Origin of the sequence: Ignicoccus hospitalis KIN4/I (genome assembly GCF_000017945.1) — an archaeon.
Lineage (GTDB): Archaea > Thermoproteota > Thermoprotei_A > Sulfolobales > Ignicoccaceae > Ignicoccus > Ignicoccus hospitalis.
Map to the genome: position 1 here is coordinate 755,957 of NC_009776.1, position 15,151 is coordinate 771,107.

Here is a 15,151-nt window from a genome sequence, read left to right on the forward strand (position 1 = left end):
CAGCGACGCAGCTTGAATAGCGCTCCGACGCCCTCGTGCGGGGGCTTGAGCGTGAATCAGAAGGATCACATGGACTACGCCGTCGAGCTTGACATAGCCGTCAAGCCCACCACGCCGGTCCCCAACTTGGGCGCGGAGTACGGCTACTACGTGGGCGCGGGGAACCCGCTGTTCAGCGTCGGCGGAGGGGTCTTGAGGACCGCGCTGAAGCACGTGTTGCACAAGTACCACGCGAGGAAGGGTTACTACGTCGTCGAGACTCCTATAATAGCTAGGACTACCCTCTACGAGCTCACGGGTCACTTGAAGTTCTATAAGGAAAACATGTTCTTGTTGAACATAGAGGGCGACGAATACGCAATAAAGCCTATGAATTGTCCCTTTCACGTCCTCATATTCATGAACTTGTTGCAGAAGTACTCATCTAAGGTAAAACTACCGTTCAAGATATTCGAGACCGGGACTGTGCACCGCTACGAGATAGCGGGGGCCTTGAGGGGGCTGTTGAGGGTAAGGGCCTTCACCCAAGACGACGCCCACTTGTTCTCTCCCGAGGAGCACGTCGAGGCATCTCTAATGGAAGTTTTCGAAATGATGAAGGACGTGTACGAGAAACTCTTCTACATACCGGTTACCTCGGAGACAGTGAAGCTAAGGCTAAGCCTTTCGGATAAGAGTAAGATAGGCGAGGAGTTCATGGGAGAACCAGAGATGTGGGAGTTCGCCGAAGAGAAGCTGTTCAAAGTGGCTGAGGAAGTGAAGAGGAAGTACGGAATAGAATTCTTCGCCGAAGAGGGCGAGGCGGCCTTCTACGGCCCCAAGCTCGACGTGGTGGTCTACGAAGAGGGAGGGAAGGAGTGGCAGATAGGCACTGCGCAGTTCGACTTCAACCTCCCAAAGCGCTTTAAACTACACGAACTGATTAAAGAGACGCACGGCCTTGACGCGAACTTGTACATGATTCACAGGGCTCTGTTGGGCTCTCTCGAGAGGTTCTTGGGCATATACTTGGAGATGTTTAAGGGGAGGTTGCCCTTCTCGCTGGCTCCCTTACAGGTTTTGGTAATCGAGATAACTACGGGTAACGAGGAGGTTGACAAAAAGATAAAGGAGCTCAGCTCGAAAGTTGTGAACTCTTTAAAAGAAAACGAGATAAGGGTTGCAAGCTTAACTAGCACCAAGACGCACTTGTCGAGGGACGTGAGGAAGGTGGAGTCGACCGTGAAGCCGCCTCTGATCTTGTACATAGGCGGGAGGGAGGCCGAGGAGAGCGCGGTGGTCGCCAGGCCCTACGACCACAACAAGAGGAGGAGGGAGCAAATGAAGTTGAAGGCTGACGAGGTCCTCAAGGTCATAGAGGAGATGGAGAGGGGAGTGGTGGAGCTGGCCGGGGCGCCGGTGAGGGTGCCCGCGGACCCCTCCTACATGGTGTAACTCTTTCTTACCTCTCTTCGGAACGCCCCCGGGGCGAATTGGTTGAAGCTCACCTTCTTCGACGCCAGAGTATGGAAGTACGTGATCTCCGGGGTTTCTAAAGTAGTCAAAGAAACTGTAGCCCATGTGAACGAGGAGGGCTTCAGGATAAAAACTATGGACGAGTCTAAAGTGGTGCTAATAGACTTCATGATACCGTCCTCCAGCTTCGAGGTATTTGAGGTTGAGAGCGACGTCAGCTTCGGTATTAATATGGAGGACTTGGCCAAAGTTATGAGGAGGGCGACGAAGGAGGACAAGTTAAGCATAGAAGTGGGGGAGAACAGCTATTCTATAATCTTCGAGGGCCACGGCTTGAGGAAGTTCACCCTACCTCAGTTGGAGGTGTACGAGGAAGAGTTGCCCGAGGTGGACCTCGAGCTCCCCGCTAGGGTCGAGATAACCTCCGACTCTTACAGAGAGCTGGTAAAGGACCTCGAACCCATAGCCGACACAGTGACCTTTAACTTGGAGCCGGGAACCTTAAGGGTTGAGGCGACCAGCGACTTGGGCTACGCGGAAGTGATAATCTCGGAGGACTCCGGCGTACTCTTGGACTACCAAGTGCCGGAGAGCGTTAAGTCCTCCTACGGCCTCGAGTACTTGACGTACGTGAGCTCGGTGTCCCAAGTGGCGGACAAGGTCGCGCTGGAGATAGGCAACGACATGCCCCTCCGCGCAACCTTCGAGATAGGAGAGGGGGGCAAGCTTGTCTACTTACTCGCGCCGCGTGTCGAATAAGCTGCACTTAATGATACTCGACTATTACAAGGAAGCTAGGTTTGAGGTGCCGGAGGACTTAAGCCAGAGGGAGGTGGCGGTCCAAACAGTCGACGGCGGGATGGTAAGACACATGAGCGCTTCGGACGTGGAGGAGCTGAGGTCTATAGTCCTCAAGAAGCGTGGGCTGGACGTTTACGTTTCCACCGCTAGCTACCGGGACCCGGCGGCCCCCAGCATGGAAGCTAAGGGGTGGCTGAGGGCGGACCTACAGTTCGACATAGACGTGGACCACGCGCCCGGGTGCGGTCCGGCTTACAAGGTCTGCGGAGAAACGGTCGTGCCCTCCTCGGCGGACTGCGCCGGCGACCCCCTCCCTCTCTTGCCCAAGGAGTGTTTATACTTCGGCTTCGAGCGGGCGACGAAGCTTATCGACGTCCTCGAGAAGTACTTCGGGGTAGAGAGGGAAAAGGTGGAGCTACACTTCTCGGGGAACAGAGGTTTCCACGTAGTCGCGCGCGACACCCAGTACGACGCCGCGGACCAAACCTTAAGGAGGGAGGTAGTAGACTTTATAGTGGGCGACCTCTTAATTAAAGAAAAGTTCTGTCTAAAGGAAAATTGCTTCGTTCCCAAGCCGGACGAGCCCGGGTGGAGGGGGAGGTTGGGCGAGGCCCTCTCGAAGCTCCTCCCAGAACGCGTTAGGCTCTGGGGGGAGGTGGACGACCCAGAGGCCCTCTTCGAACGCGCCCTCTCTTCGGCCAAAATAGACGTTGATAAACAAGTAACCGTCGATACGAGTAGGTTGCTAAGGGTTCTGGGAAGCGTCAACCGCAAGTCGGCGTTGGTTGTAAAGAGAGTAGATAAATTTGTGTGGGACTTCAGCTTAAGCCCGTTTGTGAGTTACGTGACCTTGGTGAGGTCCAGATACAATTTCAAGCTGGACGTCTTGGGTAAGCACGTATCGATGAAGAAGGGGGAGGTAGGGGAGCTCCCGGGGCCCGCGGGGGCCTACCTGGCGGCCAAGGGGTTGGTTGAAATACTTCGCTTCGACAGGGCCCCTTAGCGAGGTGGAGCTGCCGTTGCAAGTTTACTACGCCTTGAAGCACCCGGACGGCACTAAGTCGTTCGATTACTGGCTGCTGAAGCAAGCCCACTTAGCCAGGAAGTTCTACGTCGGGACTTACTATATACCCTCCAAAAAGATGTACACGGCAGTGTTCAAGAGGATAGGCGCTGCCGACCCGAGGGCGTTCGTCGAGGTTACCCCAAACGAGTTGAGGAACTCCTACAAGATGATCTGCATAAAGGGCTGCGGTCAGTGTTGCGAGAGGAACTCCGGCGCGGTGATGCTCGAGACGGAGGCTCGCGATTTAGGTATAGAGATAAAGGATAAGCCCGCGTTCAAGGTGACCTTAGTGGACGGCGCCGAGGAGAGGGTGTACCGGCTGGACACCCGGCGCGCTGGCCAGTGCGCCTTCTTCAATAGGGCTAGGAGGTCTTGTGCGTTGGGGCGGAGGAAGCCAATCCTCTGCACGATCTCTTACTGCGGCGCCTTTGCTGAGAGGAAGGGGGAGAAGTACGTCAGAGTGTCCGGCAAGTTCTTACCAGATAACAAGGTAGAAATGGTCTTCGAGAGGGTTACGGACTCGGAGTGGGAGGAGCTCACGAGGATGGTTAGGTCCGGCGTTAACGTGTGGAGGGCAGTCGCGGAGCTGTTGAGGAGGAGGAATATTACTTCGCGGGCCGGTTAAATGGCTCGGAGGGGCACTATAACCGTTCCGGGAGAGAGGGCGTGGACCCCAAGAGGCTAATCGAGATGGAACTCGAGAAGCTAGAGCTTGAGATAAAGAGCTTGGAGAGGAAGCTCAAGCTGTTAGAGCCCATAGCCGAGGAAGACGAAGAGGCTAGGTTAGAACTGATAGGTACTAAGGCCCTCCTCAACTTGTACCGGAGCGACGCCCAGAAGCTGGCCGAATTCCTAACAAGCTAAGCCTATCCTTATACGACGGGAACTCCCTCCATTCTTCTATTTTATCCTTATCGAGCTCGGTTACGAGGAGTCCCTCGCCCTCGCCTAAGGTCGTTTCTCCCTCGGGCGTGGAGGAGGAGCTCCACCCGCCGAAGGGCCCGTGGAGGCCCTCTCCCCAACGGTTAACCCCCAAGACGTAGCTCGAAGCCTCCACCGCCCTGGCCCGTAAGAGCGTGCGCCAGTGCTCCTTCCTCGAGGAGGGCCACGCGGCGGGGACCACCAAGGCCTCGGCGTCCAGCACCCGCGCGAACAGCTCCGGGAACCTCAACTCGTAGCATATCAAGACTGAGAACTTTAGGTCCTTAAGGTAGAACGTGGTTGGGGGTTCGCCCCTCGCGAAGGTCTGGTGTTCCCCCATGGGCTCGAACAACATGAACTTCTTTCTGACGTGGAGCACGTCCCCGTCGCGGACGATCAAATATGAGTTGTAAGTTTTATCTCCCTCGAAGTAGGTCGCGCCCACGCCTATAGCTACTCCGTCGCTCAGCTCCTTTATGCGGTTAACAGCCCCGCGCACGTCTTCCTTAGAGGGTATCGAAAATCCGGTCAGGGAGAGCTCGGGGGTGAAGGCAGCTTCCACAGAATAATGTTCAATAGCGTACTTCAATGATGCCTCAATTCTCTTTAGGTTAGCGTGTACGTTCCCGTCCGTTACCTTCATCTGGACTAAGGCGACGCGCAAGCCCATGTCCCCCTTAGGTTTCCGGAATGACGATTTATTTTCCAAGCAAGCTCTGCAGCTCCACCTAGAGAAGGGGGTATATTTTATGAGAAATCTAGATCTAATATAGGCAACGTCTATACCTATATTCACATATCTGTCAAAAAGCCCGGCGCACAAAGTCCGGTGGGGATGGAACTTTTGAGGAAATTAACCGAAGTTAAGATAGAACTTGGACACAGGTCCTACAAATTGAACGTCCTCGGCCTCTACGTCCTCCACTCTTTGTCGAACGGGCCTAAGAACGGCTACGATTTATTGAAAGAACTCAAAAGGTTGACAAATAACAAGTGGGTACCTCCCAAAAGTACAATCTACCCCTTGTTGAAGAAGATGGTGGAAGAGGGGCTGCTGGACGTAGACGAGCACGGCGTCTACAGCCTCACGGAGGCGGGACGGGCCGTGCTCAAGGCCTTGCGCCGCAACTCGGAGGCGATAAACGAGCTGGAGGAGAACATCAGCCTAATATTGAAGATAATAGAGGAGATAAAGTCCGAAGTACAGACGCAAGAATAAAAGGCCCCCCGCCCTCCTCTGGCGGGACTTGGGTGGGAGCTATTGCTCGACATAAAGTCGTTCATCGCTGACAGGGTCTCGTTAATGGAGTCGTCGGAGATAAGGGAGATACTGGAGCTAACTGAAGGTAAGAACGTAATAAGCTTGGCCGGCGGCCTCCCTGACCCGAAGTACTTCCCTACCGAGGAGCTCGCCGAGATATCGGCGTACGTGATTAAGGAGTACGGCGCGCGCGCCTTGCAATACAGCATAACGAGGGGCTTGAGGGAGTTCAGGAAGGAGATAGCGGCTTTCATGGAAAGGACCGGAACGCCCGGTGAGATGCCTTATAACATAATAGTCACTTCCGGAAGCCAGCAAGCCTTGAACCTCTTGGCCCAAGTCTTGGTGAACCCCGGAGACATAGTAGTAGTCGAAAAGCCAACCTACTTGGCGGCAATAAACGAGTTCAAGTCCGTAGGTGCCCTCTTCGAGGGCATACCCATAGACGACGACGGTATGAGGACCGATATCCTCGAGGAGAGGCTCAAGGCTTTGAAAGCCGAAGGCAAGAAAGTCAAAGTCGTCTACACCGTGCCCACCGCCCAGAACCCCTCGGGCGTCAGCATGAGCAACGAGAGACGCTCCCACTTGCTAGAGCTCGCGGAGGAGTACGACTTCTTGATAATAGAGGACGACCCCTACAGCCACTTCATGTTTGAGGACGTGGACTTCAAAAGGCTAAGGAGTATGGACAAATATAGAGTGATATACACTAGCACCTTCAGCAAGATACTGGCCCCTGGGCTGAGGCTGGGGTGGGTGGCGGCGCACCCGGAGGTAATAGACGCCTTGGAAATAGCCAAACAGAACGCGGACCTACACACGCCGACCTTCAACCAACTAATTGCGACCGAGGCGCTCAAGAGGGGGGTAGTGGATAGACACATCCCCAAGGTCAAAGAAGCTTACAAGAAGAAGAGGGACGCTATGCTAAACGCCTTGGAGGAGTACATGGACGGCGCGGCCAAGTGGACCAAGCCGGTCGGGGGACTCTTCGTCTTCGTCTACTTAGATGAGAACATAGACACTAAGGAGATGTTGCCCGCGGCCCTCTCGGCCGGCGTGGCTTACGTCCCCGGCAGCGCGTTCTACGTCGACGGCAGCGGGCGCAACACGATGAGGCTCAACTTCAGCTACCCGGACGAGGAGGAGATAAGGGTAGGCATCGAGAGGCTGTCCCAAGTAGTTAAGAGTTACGTCAGAGGTAGCGTTTAAAATCCCAGATAGTGAAGGCGGGGGGAGACGAGCGTGAACAAGAGGAAGGAGAAGGGCAAGTCCCACTCAAAGAGGCCCGTGAGGAATACCCCGCCGCGCTGGGTGCCCTTCGGCCCCGAGGAGATCAAGGCGCTAATAGTGGAGCTCAGCAAGAAGGGCTACGGACCCTCGATGATCGGAATAATATTGAGGGACCAGTTCGGAGTCCCTCTGGTAAAGCCCATCGTGGGCAAGAAGCTAGTAAAAATAATGGAAGAGCAGGGCGTCGCCCCTCCGATACCGGAGGACCTCTTCCACTTGATGAAGAGGGCAGTGAGGGTCAGGGCTCACTTGGCCGAGCACCCCAAGGACAAGCACTCCGCTAGGGGACTAATGGAGATAGAGTCCAAGATAAGGAGGTTAGTCAAGTACTACAAGAGGGTCGGCAAGCTGCCTCCGGACTGGAAGTACGACCCGGAGAGGGCGAGACTTCTTGTCCAGCAGTACTCAGCGCTCTTCGAGTCCGGAGCTTAGCCTCGTCCAATTTTTGAAGAGCCACGAGGACGCGGCCTCACAGAAAGTGTTGGAGAAGGCTCTCGAATTCGTCGACTCCTTAAAGGACTACGGGTTTGTTAGAGTATACGCCTCCCCTACCTTCGAGGAGCTCGTAGCGGCCTCGCAGCTTCAACAGACCCTCGAGAACAACTCGATAAAGGCGATAGTAGACGTTTTCCCATTTAGGGAGCCAGACAATCAGTCTCCCCTCATAACCTTGGGCATGCGCGCGCCTAAGAGGAGCGGCCCCACGCTTGAGATAGTCCCCAGCCAGCCCTTGGTCACCGAAAATAAGGTCAGCTTCTGGGTCAAGAACGCCAACTCTAGCACGATAGTAATAAAACTGCTTGAGGAGAGGTTCGTAGTTAAGGACGACCACAAGATATTCTCTATAATAGCGTCTTACGCGGCCGAGGAGAACCCCCTAGAGGGCTTGACTTACCTAATAGTTGAGTCTTTGAAGGTAGCGAATATAGTTAAAGAAGACATAACGTTCTCCTTGTACAAGTGGAAGAGCCTGCCCTTGTGTCACTCCGTGGCTTACACTGCCGTGCCCTTCTTCGTATCCTTGGCCGCCTCGCCTGAGAAGGTCTGCAATTACTTGAAAGAGAACAAAGTAGATATAGACGAGACTACTAGTATAAGGGACCTAATGCAGAGGAAGGAGAGCGAGGAGCTGGTCGAAATAATAAAGTTGTTAGTCTCCTACTTGGAGGAGGTCAGCAAGAGGCCCAACAGGGACCCCACGGAAATAATAGACCGAGGGGTGGAGCTGGAGGAGGAGGTCCTCAAGGAGAGGAAGCTCCCCCGCTCTCTGGTTCACGGCTTCAAGCAAGCGACCTACGTATTCCTAACAACGATAGACTTGAGCGCGTTCCACGTGATAGCCCTGCCCGCGCTGTCTTACTACTTCTACCGGGCAGACGAGCTCTACGTTAGCAGCGTTAGGTTCGCCGCGAGGGAGTTGCCGAACTCGCTCATAGGTTCCAAGATAATAGTCCAGAGCGGCAAGAAGTTGACAGTGCTACCCTTAGATCAAGTCCCCCCTTCCCCCACTTTGCTCTACAGGATGGTAAGGGACTACGGCGTGGGGAGGGACGTGGGTCACGTAGTAGTGTTCAAGGTGGGCAAGAACGTCTTTATACCGATAGATTCTATAAAGAGAAGTGGTTTGGACTTGGAGAGGAGCGTGAGGAGGGCTGTGGAGGACGGTTGGGAGATAAGAGGAGGCTCGTTGGTGGCCGAGGACGAGAAGCTTGAGCGAGTCAAGAAACTGTTGTTCGGTTAAGCTGACCTTGAAGGTTATTACGGACTCGGAGGAAGAGGCAAAGAAGCTGCTCAGCGCGCTCAAGCCGGACGACGTGGAGGTCCCGGGTTTGGAGTACTCCTCTAGTGTGGATGGAAATTCAGTGATATATGTGTTCGACTACACGCCTAACGTGCTGAGGCTCAGAAACGCCGCGGACGAGGTCTTGGAGCACGCGTCTTTGGTTGAAGCAATTAAAGGGGTAACCCAAGCCCGCGAGGGGTAGCAAGGGATGTCTGCTAGGAGGAGGGGAGCGCTCAAGGATAAGTGGAAAATAAAGAAGTGGTATGAGATAATCACGCCGGACGTGTTCAACAATGTCAGCGTGGGCCAGACCCCGGCCGACGAGGCGTGGAAGCTCATCGGAAGGACCGTGGACACTACCCTATACGACATAACCGGCGACTTCACGTACGTACACGTCCACGTGTACCTTCAAATAAACAAGGTAGACGAAGAGGCGTTGAAGGCATACACTATATTCAAGGGTCACGAGCTCGCGAGGGATTACATAAGGAGCTTGACCAGAAGGAAGAGCTCCAAGATAGAGGGCATATTCGACGTCTGGACGAAGGACGGTTACGGCCTGAGGATCACCGTGGATACCTTCACCGCTTACAGGTGTCAGACCAGCCAGAAGAGGGCTATAAGGAAGATACAGAAGGAAGTGATAGAAGAGATGGTGCCTCAAATGACGTTGGACGAGGTAATAAATGCCATGCTCTTCGGCGACATAGCTGAGGAGATCTCAAACAGAGCTAGGAAAATCTACCCGATAAGAAGGACCGAAATATACAAGTCGAAAGTCCTCTACATGCCTAGCCCGGAGGGCCCGATTAAGGCGGTCATCGTGCCGAAACCCCCCGCTTAGGGCAGAGGTCGGAGAGCGGGCACTCCGAGCACAGAGGCTTTTTAGCCTTACAGTACTTCCTCCCGAGCAGTATTAGGTACATGTGCGCCTCCCTCGTCCTACCCTTGAAGAGCTCCTTGAGCCGGGACGAGACCTCCTTGTAAGCGTTTCCGTCGACCAGCCCCAGCCTCTTAGCGACCCTCTTCACGTGCGTGTCTACGGGGAACTCCTCGTGTCCGAAGCTCATCAACACGACATCGGCCGTTTTCTCGCCTATGCCCTTTATCCTAGTTAGGACGCCTTTGTCTCCCTTTTCTATGGCCTTCTTTACCTCTTCCCACTTGCGGGCAGCCTCCACGATGGCGGAGGCCTTCTGCTCTTGGAGCCCTGCGGGCCTTATGAGCTCCTTCAACCTCTCCGTTCCGAGCGAGAGGACCGCCTCGGGAGTGACCCTCCCCAACGCCTCCTCTAGGTTCCTCCAAGCCGCGAAGGCGTTCTTCTCTGTGGTGTTCTGGGACAGTACGGTCGCCACGAGCACGGCGAAGGGGTCTTTGTACCTCTTGTACACGTAGTACGCGATGAACTCGTTCTCGTAGTCGTCCAAGTCGCCGAAGACTTCCCTCAGCCTCCTCAACGTCTCCTCAGCGAGCTCACGAACTTCTGTAGGATGCCCAGCAAGTTCTCTTCCCTCCTCATCTTCTCTAGGGCCGCGAACATGTCGGACAGGTGTTCGAACTGGGCCATCCAAGCCAGCACTCCGGCCATTAATACTATTATTAACGTTAGAGCCACTATCCCTACCGCCCTCATGGACATCCTCCAAACGTACCACCTCTTCTCTATAGGCAAGAGTTCCTTCCTCCTCAATATGTAGATGGTTAGGTCTCTGAGCTCTCTGAAGAGGAGCTTCCCGTCGTAGTACATAACCACGAGAAGGGGGACCGCGAGGACGCTCATGAACAAGTAGAGGTCGTTCTGGCGGACCCACGAGATCAGCTGGTCCCTCCATTCAATTATCAACTTGGGGAGGAGCCTTACCCTCGCGAGGAGGTCCTCCAAGGGCTGAGCGCCCTGCGCTCGCACGCTCGGGGAGAGCGCGACGACTAGCGCTCCCTCAACAACAAGTAAGCGGGTACGCTTCCCGGCGCGCAGCAGTAAGTTCTTAACCACAGCGGCCAACAGCGCCCCCTTCGGGCCCTCCACACGTTTACCAAGACTAAAAGCGCGAAGACGGGGTTGTGCAAAGCCAGCCAGAACGAGGCCAACGCGGAGAGGAAGGGGTGACCGAACAAGGCGTACGCCGCGCTGGAGGGGAGCCACTGGAGGGACCACAAGAACAGGAGCACCTCAACGACCAGACAGAGGGCTCCACTTGGACTAGGACCAATCATCCGTTCAGCACTCGGGTTCTTCTTCATCGCCCCTTCCGTACGGACCTAAGCCACCGGACGTACCACTCGGGGAGCCTCTCGTAACTCTCGGTCAGCGGGTCGGGCACGCCGGCCTCCATGAAGGCCCTCAACCTACTCACACAAGCCGGGCACGTGCCGCAAGGCCTATCCCCTCCCCTATAGCACGTCCAAGTGAGCTCCAACGGCACCCCCAGCTCTAACGCCCTCTTGACGACGTCCTTCTTCTTCAGCCGGACGAACGGGGCGTATATAGTTATCTTAGCCTCCCTGCCGGCCCTCTTGAAGTTGAATACTACAGAGGAGCCCTCGTTAAGGGCCCTCTCCATAGCCTCTACGAACTCCGGGCGGGTGTCCGGGTAGACCGGCTCCCCCGGGGCGTAGTCAGTTCCGTGGAAGCCTACTGAAATTACCCCAAGGCCGTCGTTCCTTTCTATCATCAACTTTTCCAGTATTGCTCCCGCCGAGGCCAGCAAGACGGCGTTCCTCTGGGGAACGTAGGTCGGGGGCACGAGGCCAGGGACGAGCTCTTCTGCCTCCGGGACCCCCCTCCCCCCGAGCAAGGCGCTCACTTCTTTTACCTTTTCGAACAAGTCGCTCAAGTCGACTACCAAGTGCTGGGCTCCGTAGAACTTGGCTACCTCCGCGGCCGCCTTAAGTTCCCTCGCGTGCCTCTGGCCGTAAACCACGGTGAGGGCAACCTTCACGTCCGGGTTGAACTTGTTTATTGCGTCAGCGAAGGCGGTGGCGGAGTCCATACCTCCCGAGACCAAGCCTACGAGTATCACTCTACCACCCGGTATAGGTTGTCCCTCTCCTTGGCTATACACCCGGCCCCCTCTATCCACCTCCTCACGTCGTCCTCGTCCGGGAACTTAACCTTGAGGCCCGTTGCGGGTATCACGCTCTCCTCGTACAAGGTCCCTCCCCAGTCGTCTGCCCCCCACTTAAGGGCTAACTGGGCCACGTCCTTGCCTACGGTCAGCCAGCCCGCTTGGACGTGAGGTATGAGGTCCCCGAAGGTCAAGCGCGCGACCGCTATTACCCTTAACAGCTCCGCTCCCCCGTAGGGGTACTTTATTTTACGTTCCCTCGCCAGCTCCGTGTTCCCGGGTTCGAAGTTCCAAGCTATGAAGGCCAAGCTCCCCGGGGCCCTCTCTTGGAGCTCCCTCAGCTTGATCAAGTGAAGCGCCCTCTCGCTCACCGTCTCTACGTGGCCAAACATCATGGTTACGGACGTGGGTATGCCCAGATTGTGGGCAGTTTCTACTATTTCCAGCCACCTTTCCACGGAAATCTTCTTAGGGCTGAGTATTTTCCTCACCCTCTCGACCAAAAGCTCAGCTCCCCCTCCGGGCATGCTTTCCATGCCCGCTTCCTTCAATCTGGAGAGGACTTCTTTCACACTGATCTTATGCTTCTTACTGAGGAAGTCCACCTCCACGGGGCTCAAGGCGTGTATGGCTACTTGAGGGGTGCGCTTGCGTATTTCCCTAAACATGGTCTCGAAATACTCTATATCTACCTTCGGGTTGACCCCGCCTTGGATTAGGACTTGCCTTATGCCCTTCTCCCTCGCCAGCCTCTCAACCGCGAAGGCGGCAGCTTCTGGGGAGAGCAAGTAGCCCTCTCCAACCCTCCTGTAGAACGCGCAGAACTTGCACTCAACCACGCACTCGTTGGTGTAGTTGAGTATCATGTTCTTTATGTACGTACACACGTTCCCGTACATCCGCTTCTTCAGCTCGTTCGCTGCCTCCCCTAAGGCCCACAAGTCCCAGCTGCTCAAGAGTTCTTCGACTTCCTTCACGCTGAGCTTTTCCCCCTCTAGGGCCTTCTCGATGATAGGTGCCAGGTCGCTCCTCTCCCACGTCCTCACTAAGTGTTTACCCTTAAGGCGCGCCCCGGGGGAGGTTAATCCTTTTCTTCAACTCCTCGCTCAGCCGTCCCACCAAGCCTTCCAGCCTCTTGGGCGCGGCCAAGTAGAACTTGACGTGTTCTACCTTACTCAAGTTCAACGCGACGGGAGAGTGGGTTGACAAGTCGACCAGCTTGCCCTCGGAACGCACGAAGACGTTTAGTCTCTTGGCCTTGAACGGCCTTATCGAAGCTCCGTACGCCAGCAGCTCCGGCTCCTCGCGGGCGAGGTCGGCCAGAGCGACGCCGTCCACCTCAGTCTTGTAGGCGGGGAACCTCAGTCCCTCAACGCTCCCATTGACCGTTACGTTTAAAACTTCTTTTCTGACCAAGATTTCGTGCTTCCTCTTTAGTACAACTTCCTTCAAGTTGGTGAGGTCTTCCTCATCGAAGAGCGCCCTGTAGAACGCGCAGTCGTCCACGCGCTCCAGCTCCTCTTCCTCCCATATCTTCGGGAACGCGCCCTCCTTGAGCCACCACGCCATGAGCCTCGACGCCACTGAGCTGTACAGAAGAGTGGTCTTGTGGTAGTAAACGTTCTCGTACATGTAGAACCTCGATATGAGCATGCTTTCTACCGAGGGCACCCCCTTATCCAAAACAGCCACCTCGAAGGGAGTCCCCCTGTCAGAAGGGACTATAGCTAACACGGAGTACAGCCTCTCGTAGTCGAACAAACCGATCCTAGTACCAGCCATTATAGCGTCCCTCATCAAGTAGTCTCCCCTGTCCACGTCTATCTCTCCGTTACTCAAGAAGGCGTAAATGGTCCTTATCCCTTGGAACAGTTCCTCGTCCCACAAGCCCGGAGAGGGCTCCAGCAGCGACTTGACCGCCTTTACTGGGTCCTCGCTACAAGGCCCGGGGTTCCCGGACTCCTCGCAGAGCCTCTCGGCTAGGGTGACACCTCCGCACTCCCCTTCCAACATCTTCAACGCTATCCTTTTCGACACGCTCTCGTGCAACTTCTTCTGTTGCGCCTCCGGCGCCTCTAATCCCCATATCAGCTTGGCCTCGAAGACCGCGTCCTCGTAGTTGTGGGACAGCGGCCCGTGGCCCACGTCGTGGAGCAGCATGAAGTACTGGAACCACGGCTTGAGCGAGTCCAGCAGCTCGAGGAGCTGCCTCGTCTCGGAGCGCTCTTGGGGACCAAGCTTAGGAATTACGTACCTCTCCGTGGACGCCCTCAAGCTGTCAAGCGCCCTGCCGACCAAGTAGGCTGCCCCCAAGCTGTGTTGGAACCTAGTCCCGTCGTGCGACGGGTATACCAAGTGGCCTAAGCCTATCTGTTTGATCCTCCTGAGCCTCTGGAAGACCGGGGTGTCCACTACGCGCCTAACTAAGAAGTCCGGTAGCTCGATCACTCCGTAAACGGCGTCGGAAAACAGCATCATCTCAACCACTTAATGTGTTCCATTACCTTATCCAAAGGCGCTCTGTAAATCCCTATTCCGTAGTCGGCGACGCCACCAATCCAGTATATATACTCTTTGTGTTTGACCAGGCCGCAGCCGTAGATTACCATCGGCCTGTCGCCGTAGAGTTCTTCTATGTACTTGGGGTACAGTAAGTACTCCGAGATGCCCAACAGCTCGCCGTCGCCGTTCACCACGGCCAGTCCGTTCCGGTAGGACAAGTCGTCCTTCATTATAGCGTGCCACCCTATCAAGTACTCGTCGGACCCTATCTTTACGGGCGTAGTGGACACGCCGACCTTCAGCTCGAAGCGTTCCGGGACCAAAGTAACCCTCATCGTAGAGGGGTCTACCACCCATTCTTCCGCGTCCACCGTAGCCCTCCATATCACTTCGTGCCCTTCGATCCACGGGCGCGTCAGGATGACCAGCCCTCTGCCCTCCGGCCTTATCATGGTGGTGTTCTTCCACGAGGGCGGGAAGACGTCGCCCAACCTTAAAACGGACTTTTCGACGACTTCTCCGTTCTCGTCCAACACGGCCACGCCTTGTTTGGGCCACAAGTCACCGTCCTTCAAGCCAACGGCAGTATAAAAAACCAAGAACCCGTCGCCGTAAAGGTGGGCCCGGGGGTCTTCGGCCCCCCTCTTGACCTCGTGGACGGTCGTGGGGTAGATCACCAGCCTCGCGCTTAAGTTTAAGCAACACGCGTTCTCCAACTTTTCCAACTCGAAGGTACTCAAGCCTATAGAAGAGACGTAGCCGTAGTAATCAAATATAAAGCGGGTGAACATGAAGACGCGCCCGTCCTTCACGACCGCAGAGGGGTTGAATGCGACCAACGGGTCGCGCGGGTAGTTCAACACTTTGAAGTTCTTGGCTGTTAGGTACCCCACGCGCTCGAACGCGTCGTCTACAAGCGTTCCCTTCCTCAAGCCCACGAGTTTCTCTTTGGCCTCGAGGACTTCTTGCGTTAGGCGCTCGAGATCTTTCCTCAAGGG

Annotated in this window: 19 protein-coding genes; 11 read left to right on the plus strand and 8 right to left on the minus strand. The window is 55.5% G+C overall.

Annotation, left to right across the window (positions count from 1 at the left end):
* Positions 1-51: 51 nt before the first annotated feature.
* The 5 genes from IGNI_RS04400 to IGNI_RS04420 are packed head-to-tail and all read left to right on the plus strand — an operon-like array spanning position 52 to position 4,186.
* Complete coding sequence (locus tag IGNI_RS04400; RefSeq protein ID WP_238374122.1) at positions 52-1,434, plus strand: aminoacyl--tRNA ligase-related protein; 1,383 nt, start codon at positions 52-54, stop codon at positions 1,432-1,434.
* A 42-nt stretch (positions 1,435-1,476) separates the two neighbouring features.
* Positions 1,477-2,214, plus strand: a complete 738-nt coding sequence (gene pcn / locus IGNI_RS04405) for a proliferating cell nuclear antigen (pcna) (RefSeq protein WP_012123000.1) — start codon at positions 1,477-1,479, stop codon at positions 2,212-2,214.
* A complete protein-coding gene (locus tag IGNI_RS04410) occupies positions 2,183-3,259 on the plus strand; it encodes a DNA primase small subunit domain-containing protein (RefSeq protein ID WP_187145941.1) in 1,077 nt (358 codons plus the stop codon). The genes pcn and IGNI_RS04410 overlap by 32 nt, the downstream gene beginning before the upstream one ends.
* Positions 3,260-3,275: 16 nt before the next feature.
* Positions 3,276-3,947 (plus strand): hypothetical protein, encoded by a 672-nt coding sequence (locus tag IGNI_RS04415; protein ID WP_187145942.1) that lies wholly within the window; start codon positions 3,276-3,278, stop codon positions 3,945-3,947.
* Between the two features lie 41 nt (positions 3,948-3,988).
* Positions 3,989-4,186: a hypothetical protein gene (locus tag IGNI_RS04420; protein WP_052570145.1), complete on the plus strand. Its 198-nt coding sequence runs from the start codon at positions 3,989-3,991 to the stop codon at positions 4,184-4,186.
* Here the strand turns inward: IGNI_RS04420 and IGNI_RS04425 are convergent.
* Positions 4,134-4,907, minus strand: coding sequence for a carbon-nitrogen hydrolase family protein (locus tag IGNI_RS04425; protein WP_187145943.1), 774 nt, complete (start codon positions 4,905-4,907; stop codon positions 4,134-4,136). The two genes, IGNI_RS04420 and IGNI_RS04425, sit on opposite strands and share 53 nt — an antisense overlap.
* Positions 4,908-5,087: 180 nt before the next feature.
* Here IGNI_RS04425 and IGNI_RS04430 point away from each other — a divergent pair, with 180 nt between their 5' ends.
* From IGNI_RS04430 to IGNI_RS04455, 6 genes are read left to right on the plus strand one after another with little or no spacing between them, the layout of a single operon-like run.
* Entirely contained in the window at positions 5,088-5,462 is a 375-nt protein-coding gene (locus tag IGNI_RS04430; protein ID WP_012123004.1) for a PadR family transcriptional regulator, read from the plus strand.
* Positions 5,463-5,504: 42 nt separating this feature from the next.
* Positions 5,505-6,719 (plus strand): aminotransferase-like domain-containing protein, encoded by a 1,215-nt coding sequence (locus IGNI_RS04435; RefSeq protein WP_012123005.1) that lies wholly within the window; start codon positions 5,505-5,507, stop codon positions 6,717-6,719.
* 33 nt (positions 6,720-6,752) lie between these two features.
* Complete coding sequence (locus tag IGNI_RS04440) at positions 6,753-7,232, plus strand: 30S ribosomal protein S15 (RefSeq protein WP_012123006.1); 480 nt, start codon at positions 6,753-6,755, stop codon at positions 7,230-7,232.
* A gap of 13 nt (positions 7,233-7,245) precedes the next feature.
* Positions 7,246-8,541 (plus strand): hypothetical protein, encoded by a 1,296-nt coding sequence (locus IGNI_RS04445; protein ID WP_012123007.1) that lies wholly within the window; start codon positions 7,246-7,248, stop codon positions 8,539-8,541.
* Complete coding sequence (locus IGNI_RS04450) at positions 8,510-8,785, plus strand: KEOPS complex subunit Pcc1 (RefSeq protein ID WP_148202245.1); 276 nt, start codon at positions 8,510-8,512, stop codon at positions 8,783-8,785. Before IGNI_RS04445 ends, IGNI_RS04450 begins: the two co-directional genes overlap by 32 nt.
* A 6-nt stretch (positions 8,786-8,791) precedes the next feature.
* Complete coding sequence (locus IGNI_RS04455; RefSeq protein WP_012123009.1) at positions 8,792-9,430, plus strand: 30S ribosomal protein S3ae; 639 nt, start codon at positions 8,792-8,794, stop codon at positions 9,428-9,430.
* Here IGNI_RS04455 and IGNI_RS07775 read toward each other — a convergent pair.
* From IGNI_RS07775 to IGNI_RS04490, 7 genes are read right to left on the minus strand one after another with little or no spacing between them, the layout of a single operon-like run.
* The gene (locus IGNI_RS07775; RefSeq protein ID WP_012123010.1) at positions 9,405-10,043 is read right to left on the minus strand and encodes an endonuclease III domain-containing protein; all 639 of its coding nucleotides are present in this window, start codon (positions 10,041-10,043) and stop codon (positions 9,405-9,407) included. The genes IGNI_RS04455 and IGNI_RS07775 overlap by 26 nt on opposite strands.
* Positions 10,040-10,468 carry a hypothetical protein gene (locus tag IGNI_RS07780; RefSeq protein WP_052570148.1) on the minus strand — a complete coding sequence of 143 codons (429 nt, stop codon included), beginning with the start codon at positions 10,466-10,468 and terminating at the stop codon, positions 10,040-10,042. The genes IGNI_RS07775 and IGNI_RS07780 overlap by 4 nt, the downstream gene beginning before the upstream one ends.
* A gap of 44 nt (positions 10,469-10,512) precedes the next feature.
* Positions 10,513-10,827, minus strand: coding sequence for a hypothetical protein (locus IGNI_RS04470; RefSeq protein WP_012123012.1), 315 nt, complete (start codon positions 10,825-10,827; stop codon positions 10,513-10,515).
* The gene (locus tag IGNI_RS04475; RefSeq protein ID WP_012123013.1) at positions 10,824-11,606 is read right to left on the minus strand and encodes a 7-cyano-7-deazaguanine synthase; all 783 of its coding nucleotides are present in this window, start codon (positions 11,604-11,606) and stop codon (positions 10,824-10,826) included. Before IGNI_RS04475 ends, IGNI_RS04470 begins: the two co-directional genes overlap by 4 nt.
* Positions 11,603-12,697, minus strand: coding sequence for a cyclic dehypoxanthinyl futalosine synthase (gene mqnC / locus IGNI_RS04480; RefSeq protein ID WP_012123014.1), 1,095 nt, complete (start codon positions 12,695-12,697; stop codon positions 11,603-11,605). The genes IGNI_RS04475 and mqnC overlap by 4 nt, the downstream gene beginning before the upstream one ends.
* 13 nt (positions 12,698-12,710) lie before the next feature.
* Entirely contained in the window at positions 12,711-14,129 is a 1,419-nt protein-coding gene (locus IGNI_RS04485; RefSeq protein ID WP_148202246.1) for an HD domain-containing protein, read from the minus strand.
* Positions 14,126-15,148, minus strand: a complete 1,023-nt coding sequence (locus tag IGNI_RS04490) for a glycoside hydrolase family 130 protein (RefSeq protein WP_187145944.1) — start codon at positions 15,146-15,148, stop codon at positions 14,126-14,128. The genes IGNI_RS04485 and IGNI_RS04490 overlap by 4 nt, the downstream gene beginning before the upstream one ends.
* Between the last annotated feature and the right edge of the window lie 3 nt (positions 15,149-15,151).